General features: G+C 71.5%; 9 protein-coding genes. All 9 read left to right on the forward strand.

Translation table 11 applies throughout. The features are described 5' to 3' along the window. Window positions 1–117: 117 nt before the first annotated feature. Window positions 118–696: a carbonic anhydrase gene (locus tag M878_RS59110; RefSeq protein ID WP_023545929.1), complete on the forward strand. Its 579-nt coding sequence runs from the start codon at window positions 118–120 to the stop codon at window positions 694–696. A gap of 8 nt (window positions 697–704) precedes the next feature. Beyond that, complete coding sequence (locus M878_RS59115; RefSeq protein ID WP_023545930.1) at window positions 705–2,192, forward strand: SulP family inorganic anion transporter; 1,488 nt, start codon at window positions 705–707, stop codon at window positions 2,190–2,192. A gap of 138 nt (window positions 2,193–2,330) precedes the next feature. After that, on the forward strand, window positions 2,331–3,131 hold the full coding sequence (locus tag M878_RS59120) for a slipin family protein (RefSeq protein ID WP_023545931.1): 801 nt from the start codon (window positions 2,331–2,333) through the stop codon (window positions 3,129–3,131). Between the two features lie 104 nt (window positions 3,132–3,235). Next, window positions 3,236–3,799, forward strand: coding sequence for a YbhB/YbcL family Raf kinase inhibitor-like protein (locus M878_RS59125; protein WP_245238070.1), 564 nt, complete (start codon window positions 3,236–3,238; stop codon window positions 3,797–3,799). 115 nt (window positions 3,800–3,914) lie between these two features. After that, entirely contained in the window at window positions 3,915–4,190 is a 276-nt protein-coding gene (locus tag M878_RS59130) for a hypothetical protein (RefSeq protein WP_023545933.1), read from the forward strand. Between the two features lie 337 nt (window positions 4,191–4,527). Further along, window positions 4,528–5,382 (forward strand): polysaccharide deacetylase family protein, encoded by an 855-nt coding sequence (locus M878_RS59135; protein WP_037730515.1) that lies wholly within the window; start codon window positions 4,528–4,530, stop codon window positions 5,380–5,382. 196 nt (window positions 5,383–5,578) lie between these two features. Then, entirely contained in the window at window positions 5,579–6,295 is a 717-nt protein-coding gene (locus M878_RS59140; RefSeq protein WP_031224600.1) for an aminoacyl-tRNA hydrolase, read from the forward strand. Between the two features lie 9 nt (window positions 6,296–6,304). Continuing rightward, on the forward strand, window positions 6,305–6,943 hold the full coding sequence (locus M878_RS59145) for a TetR/AcrR family transcriptional regulator (RefSeq protein ID WP_023545936.1): 639 nt from the start codon (window positions 6,305–6,307) through the stop codon (window positions 6,941–6,943). A gap of 556 nt (window positions 6,944–7,499) precedes the next feature. Next, the coding region (locus M878_RS99715; RefSeq protein WP_023545937.1) for an MbnB/TglH/ChrH family RiPP precursor modification enzyme at window positions 7,500–8,338 on the forward strand (839 nt) is incomplete at its 3' end.

Here is an 8,338-nt window from a genome sequence, read left to right on the forward strand (position 1 = left end):
GCCCACACCCCGGCAGCACTCCAGGTCTTCCGCTGCTGACCGGCACCCGCTCTCCCCCCACAACCGTCGTTCAAGTCCGACGCGCCCGTGCAGGCGCGCCAGGAGGAACCCACACATATGCAGCCCCTCATCGACAACGCCCGTACCTTCGGACAGCGCCCTGAGGAGTTCGCCAAGCTCGCCGAAGGCCAGTCCCCGCAGGTCCTGTTCATCACCTGCTCCGATTCCCGGGTCGTCCCGGCCCTGATCACGGGCGCCCGCCCCGGCCAGCTCTTCGAGCTGCGCACCGCGGGCAACATCGTCCCGCCCCACACCTCGCTCCACCCCACGAGCGAGGCCGCCACCATCGAGTACGCCGTCGAGGTGCTCGGCGTCCGCGACATCGTCGTCTGCGGTCACTCGCACTGCGGTGCCGTCGGCGCGCTGGTGCGCGGCGACGATCTGACGGCCGTACCCGCCGTGCGTGACTGGCTCGCGCACGCCACCCCGCGCCCGGCCGGCGTGGCCGAGGACCCGGAGGTCGCCGAGGGCGTACAGGCCCACGCCCTGACCCAGTTGCTGCGGCTGCGCTCGTACCCGTGCGTCGAGCGGAAACTGGCGGTGGGTCAACTCGGCCTGCACGCCTGGTACTACGAGGTGCATACCGGAGCCGTACGGGCGCACCGCCCGCAGACCGACACCTTCGAGTCCCTGTGAGCGCGCCGATGACCAGCGACAGCACCAGCCTCATATCCCGCTTCCCGTATCTGCGGCAGGACTTCGCCGCATCCCTCGTCGTCTTCCTGGTCGCGCTGCCGCTGTGCGTGGGCGTGGCCGTCGCCTCCGGGGTCCCGGCCGAACTCGGCATGATCACCGGCATCGTGGGCGGACTCGTCACCGGGCTGATGCGCGGCAGCAGCCTGCAGGTGTCGGGTCCGGCGGCCGGCCTGACCGTGCTCGTCTTCGAGGCGGTAAAGGAGTTCGGGCTGCCCGCGCTCGGCGTGGTCGTGCTCGCCTCCGGAGTCCTCCAGATGGGCATGGGCCTGCTGCGGCTGGGCCGCTACTTCCGCGCCATCTCGGTCTCCGTCGTGGAGGGAATGCTGGCCGGAATCGGACTGGTGCTCGTCGCCGGGCAGTTGTACCCGGCGCTGGCGACCAAGGCCCCCGATTCCGGACCGGCCAAGATCGCCGGGCTGCCCGGGGCGTTCCTGGACGCCTTCGGCGACGGCAGGGCCGTGGCCTCGCTCGCGGTGTGCGCGGGCACGATCGCGGTGCTGCTGCTGTGGCGGCACATCCCGGCGAGCGGGCGTACGCTGCCCGGTCCACTGGCCGCGGTCGGCCTGGCCACGGTGGCCGCGTTCGCGCTGGACCTGCCGGTGGCGACGGTGGAGGTGCGGGGCCTGCTGGGCGCCGTACAGCCGCCGCCGCTCAGCGCGTTCGGCGAGCTGGCGGGTGTCGGGCTGCTCGGCACGATCGTCGCCTTCACACTGATCGCCTCCGCCGAGTCGCTGTTCAGCGCGGCCGCCGTGGACCGGCTGCACACCGGGCCGCGCACCGAGTACGACAAGGAGTTGCTCGCCCAGGGCGCCGGCAACACGGTGTGCGGGCTGCTGGGCGCGCTGCCGATGACCGCGGTGATCGTGCGCAGCGCGGCCAACGTCCAGGCGGGCGCCCGTACGAAGGCCTCGCGGGTGCTGCACGGGATGTGGCTGCTGCTGTTCGCGGCGCTGCTGCCGGACGTGCTGGCCTACATACCGATCCCGGCGCTCGCGGGCATCCTGATCCACTCGGGCGCCAAGCTGGTCCCGGTGCGGACGCTGGCCGGGCTGTGGCGCGAGCACCGGGGCGAGGCGCTGATCCTGTCCGTCACCGCCCTGTCCATCGTGGCGGTCAGCATGTTCGAAGGGGTGCTGATCGGTCTCGCCCTGGCCGTGGTCAAGACGGCCTGGGAGGCCTCGCACGTCAAGCTGGAGGTGATCGACAAGGGCGCGGGCCCGGTCGACGTCCATGTCGCGGGCAACGCGACCTTCCTGCGGCTGCCGAAGATCCTGGACAGCCTGGAGTCGCTCCCCGAGGACCGCCCGGTCCGCCTGGACCTGTCCGGCCTGCACCACCTCGACCACGCCTGCCGTACGGCCCTGGAGAACTGGGCGGAACGGCACGGCGCGGCGGGGAAGGAACCGGTGCGGGTGACGGCGGCCCAGGCCGTCTGACGGCCGCTGTCTCCGGGCCGGGACGCCGACGCCCCTCGGCATCCCGGCCCGGTCCGCCCGGACCCCTCGGCAGAGCGGCCCAACCGGCTTATGGTTGCAGCAGCGGACAAAAGCGGACCTCTCCGTGAGGAGGTCACCATGCTCCAGGAGCTGCTGGGCGCGATCGCGGCGGCGGGTTCCGCCGGTGTGATCTATCTGGCCATGGCGGCGCGCGTGGTCAAGCAGTACGAACGCGGTGTGCTGTTCCGGCTCGGACGCGTCACCAGAGATGCACGGACGCCGGGTTTCACGCTGATCATCCCCTTCGTGGACCGGCTGCAGAAGGTCAACATGCAGATCGTGACGATGCCGATCCCGGCCCAGGAGGGCATCACGCGCGACAACGTCACCGTCCGTGTGGACGCGGTCGTCTACTTCAGGGTGATCGACGCGGAGAGCGCCCTGGTGAAGGTCGAGGACTACAAGTTCGCGGTGTCGCAGATGGCCCAGACGTCCCTCAGGTCGATCATCGGCAAGAGCGACCTGGACGATCTGCTCTCCAACCGCGAGAAGCTCAACCAGGGGCTGGAGCTGATGATCGACAGCCCGGCCGTCGGCTGGGGCATCCAGGTCGACCGGGTGGAGATCAAGGACGTCTCCCTGCCGGACACGATGAAGCGGTCCATGGCCCGCCAGGCAGAGGCCGACCGGGAGCGCCGGGCCCGGATCATCAACGCCGACGCCGAGCTCCAGGCCTCCAAGAAGCTGGCCGAGGCCGCGCAGCAGATGGCCGACACCCCCGCCGCGCTGCAGCTGCGGCTGCTCCAGACGGTGATGGCGGTCTCCGCCGAGAAGAACTCCACGCTGGTCCTGCCCATCCCGGTGGAGCTGCTGCACTTCCTGGAGCGAGGCAACCAGCAGCACGTGCCGAACGGTGACGGAGAACGCCCGTCGGACTAGGGTCCGTCCGGCGGGTCAGGTCGCGGGAAATCGACGGCGCGGATGGGCGTGCCGGCCCCCGCGTCTGCGACAGGATCCGCCGGACATGCCCTAGCGTGCCGGGCATGCGCAGGAGTTGGGTGATGGCCGTGGCCGCGGCGGCCGCGATGAGCGTCGTAACGGGCTGCGGGGACAGCGGCGGCAAACAGGGCGCCACGCCCTCCCCCACCGTCGGCCGGCAGCTGACCGTCACCAGCACCGCGTACGGCGACGGCGGCACCATCCCGCGCCGCCACACCTGCGACGGCGCGGACGTGTCGCCCCCGTTGGCCCTCACCGCCGTACCCCCGCACACGGCCTCGCTGGCCCTGCTTCTGCAGGACCCCGACGCCCCGCACGGCACGTTCACGCACTGGCTGGCGTGGGGCATCGACCCGCACACGAGGCAACTGGCCGCCGGGGAACATCCGCAGGGAGCGACCGAGGGCCGCAACGACTTCAAGAGGCCCGGCTACGGCGGCCCCTGCCCACCGCGCGGAGACCGCCCGCACCACTACGTCCTCACGGTCTACGCCACCGACCGCCGACTGTCGCTCGCGGCAGGGGCCTCGCCTGCCGACCTGCTGCGGGCGCTGTCCGGTCACACCCTCGCCGCAGGCACGCTGACCGGCCGATACGGGCGCAGATAGTCCCACGAATTACGGCGCGTCGCTGTCCGTTTTGGGCGATTTTAATACTAATCTCCGTGACTGTAAGAGGTCGATCTGTTGCAGACCGCTTCCGCTCTCACACCATGGAGATGACATGCACAGACTTCGCAGGGCCGCCGTTCTGGTCGCAGCTCTCAGCACCGTCGGACTCGCAACCGCCGGCACCGCGTACGCCGGCGGCGAAGGCGGGCACGAGCACGGCGACATGCAGAGCTCCCAGTGTAAGGACCACGACCTGAATCTCGACGTCCTCGGCGAGGTCGGGATCCTCAACGGCCTGCTCGGCAACGCGCTCAACGGCGAGGGTGACCCCGGTGCACAGGGCACCCACATCGGCTCGACCATGGGCTGCAACAACAGCGCCGACTGAGCGGCCCACTCAGATGCCCTTGACGGCGGAAGACGATGGTGGGCCTGGCGTCCGGTGGGCCGGGCGGCCTCCGCACCGCCGGCAGGGGAATGCGTGGCGACCTCACGCGCGCGCGGACGAGTCCGTGAGCGAGTTCCGTAGGTGCGCGTGAGGTCGCCACGCCGTCGACGGCAGCGGAGTGCCGATACGCGCTCCGCTGCCGCTTCCGTTTGAGCACCGGCGAACACCCGGCCGCCGGAGCACAGGAATCCGCGAGAACGCCGCCGTGCGGGTGACCGTGACGCGGCCCGCCGAACATATCGACATATAGACGATCATTCAGTCCTATTTTCATATGGTGATCCCACGACTACGCCATATCACCACCGTCTGTGCCCTGGGCGCGGCTCTCGCCGCCTGCGGTACCGCGGACCCCGCGGGCGGTGCCCGCCCGGCCCCGGCCAAGTCCCCCGTCTCCGCCTCCCCGTCCGCCTCGCACCCGCCCGTGCTGGCCCCCGGCCCCGGCGGCCTGACCCCGGTCTTCGAGCACGGCCCGCGCTCCCTGGGCAAGACCGTCGCGCTGACCTTCGACGCCGACATGACCTCCGACGAGGGTCCCCGTGCCGCCGCCGGCGAGCACTTCGACAACCCGGATCTCATCGGCGCCCTGCGGGCGCTGAAGGTGCCGGCGACGATCTTCATGACCGGCCGCTGGGCCGACGAGTACCCGACCGAGGCCCGCAGCCTCGGCCACGACCCGCTGTTCGAGGTCGCCAACCACTCCTACAGCCATTACGCGTTCACCGACGACTGCTACGGCCTGCCGACGATCGGAGCCGGAAACATGCGGACGGATGTGGAGCGGGCGTACGCCTCCCTGCATCAGGCGGGCGTGCCGCACGCGCTGCCCTACTTCCGCTTTCCCGGCGGCTGTTACGACAAGCGGGCGCTGCGCACGCTGAGCGGGCTCGGGTTGACCGCGGTGCAGTGGGACGTGGTGAGCGGCGACGCGTTCGCCACGGACGCCGACGCCGTCACCCAGCAGGTGCTGGACGGGGTGAAGCCCGGCTCGGTGGTCATCATGCACTGCACCCTCAGCGCCGCCCCGACCACCGAGCAGGTCGTCCGCGCGGTCGTCCCGGAACTGCGCCGACGCGGCTACCGGTTCGTGAAGGTCTCCGACCTGATCGGCGCGAGCAGCGGACACCGCTGAGCGGCCCGGGCTGGAGACATGAGCGACGAGGACGACAGGACCTACTGAACGATCGTCGACGCCACACAGCCACCGAAGGCCGCCGGCCCGTCTCCGAACCGGTGACCAAGCCGTTGGCGGCGGTAGCCTCATATCAGCCGTTGGCGGCGGTAGCCGCATATCAGACACAGCCCTGCGCCCCTTAGGGTTGGCCGGTGTGAGCCAAGTTTTGCCGTCCCCCGGAGACAGCCCCTTCCAGGCCGAGCGGAATACGCGCGACGAAGCACCCCAGTTCGTGCTGCCCCTCGTCGTACGGATCGAGCGGGGTGCGCCGCCCGCGCGTACCGATGCGCTGGAGACGGCTGCCCGGGCGGTGCTCGTGCTGCTCGCGGACGAGCGGGCGCACGGGGACGGTGAGTGGGCCGAGGCCGTGCGGAGCTGGGAGGACGCGCGGATCCGGAAGGTCGTGCGGCGGGCCCGGGGCACCGAGTGGCGGCGGGCCGAGGCGCTGCCCGGGATCACGGTGACCGGAAAGTCCGCACAGGTGCGGGCCTTCCCGCCGATCCCGCTCGACGGCTGGCCCAAGGACCTGGCCAAGCTGCAGGTGTCGGGCACCGAGCTGGAGGACCCGGAGCCGCCCGTCGCCGCCGGCCCGGCGCAGCCCGTGCTGTGGCTGAACCCGGAGCTGGAGATGTCGGCCGGGAAGGCGATGGCCCAGGCCGGGCACGGCGCCCAGCTGGCCTGGTGGGCGCTGTCCGACGCGGAGCGCACCGCCTGGCGGGACGCGGGTTTCGCGCTGAACGTCCGCAGCGCCGACCCCGCCGACTGGAACCGGCTGACCGGCAGCGGGCTGCCGGTGGTACGGGACGCCGGCTTCACGGAGATCGCGCCGGGCTCCTGCACGGTCGTCGCCGACCACCCCGCGCTGCGCTAGGAGAGACGGATGACGCGGGTCGACGGGCGGGTCGAGCGGGGCAATCGCACCCGTCGGCTGGTGCTGCGCCGCACGGTGGACATCGCCTCGGTCGAGGGTCTGGAGGCGCTCACCGTCGGCCGGCTCGCCGCCGAGCTGGAGCTGAGCAAGAGCGGGGTGTTCGCGCTCTTCGGTTCCAAGCAGGAACTGCAGCTGGCCACGGTGCAGGAGGCGGCGCGGATCTTCACCGAGCGGGTGCTCCGTCCTGCCGCCGAGAGCCCGGCAGGCGCCGGCCGGGTGTGGCGGCTGTGCGAGCTGTGGCTGGAGTACTCGCGCGGCCGGGTCTTCCCGGGCGGCTGCTTCTTCTACGGCGCCATGGCCGAGTTCGACGCGCGGTCCGGCCCCGTGCACGACGCCGTGGTCCGCGCGCAGCGCGACTGGTCGGCCCATGTCGAGCGCACGATCCGGGAGGCGCGTGCGGCGGGTGAGCTGCGCGCCGACACGGATGTCCCGCAACTCGCCTTCGAACTGGTGGCATTGCTGGAGACGGCGAACGCCCTGTCGGTCCTGCACGACGAGGAGACCGCGTACCGCAGGGCCCGGGTGGGTATCGCGGCACGACTGCGCGCTGCTGCCGTGGACGGGGTCCCGCTCCTCCAAGTCCCCTGACCTGGCTGCCCCCTGGGAGCACGACTGGTTGCACAGCTGCCAAAAAATAAGCACGATCGTTCGCTTTGTTTTGTGCTCGGGCCATGACTGCGACCGGAGCGGACTTCGTGGAACTCGATGACCGCGCAGCACCTGGGGTTCGCCGCGGCGGCGCGCGGAGCGGGGCGGGAGCCGGATCACTGACGGGAGGACGAGGAGATGAGCGAGCCCGCCGGGGCACACCGGTCGGCCGCCGTCACAGTCCTCTCGGCCTTCGCGGAACCGGGCGTGAGGGAACGGGAGTTCGCGCCGCCGAATCTGGGCGGCGTTCGGGGTGGCCGAGGGGTCGGCTTCCACTTCGTCGACTATGTGGTGCATGCCTGGGACGTCGCCGCCACCCTGGGCACCACGGTGACATTCCCCGAGCACGTCCTCGTCTCCGCGCCGGCCGTGGCCGGCACGGGGCTGAAGCTCAAATGTTGCTCTGAACACGCCCCGGAGGTGATTCGGGTCCGGCCGTCGGGGCCATACGTCCGTCATTCGCGGGAGGGACTCGTCGTTCGAAGGAGGGGGAGCCATGCGCCGACTGGGCACGGGGATCGGCTGGCGGCCGGAGATCGCGGACGCCGTGGAGCGCATGCCGGGCATCGACTGGGTGGAGGTCGTGGCGGAGAACGTCTGCCCCGGCCACCTTCCGGAGTCGCTGCTACGGCTGCGCGAGCGCGGGGTGACGGTGATCCCGCACGGCGTCTCCCTGGGCCTGGGCGACGCCGACCGCCCCGATGCGGGCCGCCTGACGGCGCTGGCGGAGCGCGCGGAGGCCCTCGGCTCCCCCCTGGTCACCGAGCACATCGCGTTCGTCCGCGCGGGCGGCCCGCTCACCGCCTCCCCCCGGCTGGAGGCCGGGCATCTGCTGCCGGTGCCGCGCACCAGGGACGCCCTGGACGTGCTGTGCGAGAACGTGCGCATCGCACAGGACGCCCTTCCGGTGCCGCTGGCCCTGGAGAACATCGCCGCGCTGTTCTCCTGGCCGGGCGAGGAGCTGACCGAGGGGCAGTTCCTGTCCGAGCTGGTCGAGCGCACCGGCGTACGACTGCTGATCGACGTGGCCAACCTGCACACCAATCATGTCAACCGGGGCGAGGACCCGGGGCAGGCGCTCGCCGAGCTGCCGCTGGAGGCACTCGCCTACGTCCATGTCGCGGGCGGCTTCGAGCGTGACGGCGTCTGGCACGACAGCCATGCGCACCCCGTGCCGCGCCCGGTGCTCGACATCCTGACCGACCTCGCCTCCCGTACCGCCCCGCCCGGTGTCCTGCTGGAACGGGACGAGAACTTCCCCGAACCGGCCGCGCTGGAGCGGGAGTTGACGCTGATCCGGGAGGCGGTGCGGGCTGGACGCGAGCGCGCCGAGGG

The organism is Streptomyces roseochromogenus subsp. oscitans DS 12.976, from assembly GCF_000497445.1.
Taxonomy (GTDB): Bacteria; Actinomycetota; Actinomycetes; order Streptomycetales; family Streptomycetaceae; genus Streptomyces; species Streptomyces oscitans.

Bases quoted from the DNA above. Each gene is read 5' to 3' on its own strand.
- M878_RS59110 (WP_023545929.1), top strand. From the start codon at position 118: ATGCAGCCCCTCATCGACAACGCCCGTACCTTCGGACAGCGCCCTGAG.
- M878_RS59115 (WP_023545930.1), top strand. From the start codon at position 705: ATGACCAGCGACAGCACCAGCCTCATATCCCGCTTCCCGTATCTGCGG.
- M878_RS59120 (WP_023545931.1), top strand. From the start codon at position 2,331: ATGCTCCAGGAGCTGCTGGGCGCGATCGCGGCGGCGGGTTCCGCCGGT.
- M878_RS59125 (WP_245238070.1), top strand. From the start codon at position 3,236: ATGCGCAGGAGTTGGGTGATGGCCGTGGCCGCGGCGGCCGCGATGAGC.
- M878_RS59130 (WP_023545933.1), top strand. From the start codon at position 3,915: ATGCACAGACTTCGCAGGGCCGCCGTTCTGGTCGCAGCTCTCAGCACC.
- M878_RS59145 (WP_023545936.1), top strand. From the start codon at position 6,305: ATGACGCGGGTCGACGGGCGGGTCGAGCGGGGCAATCGCACCCGTCGG.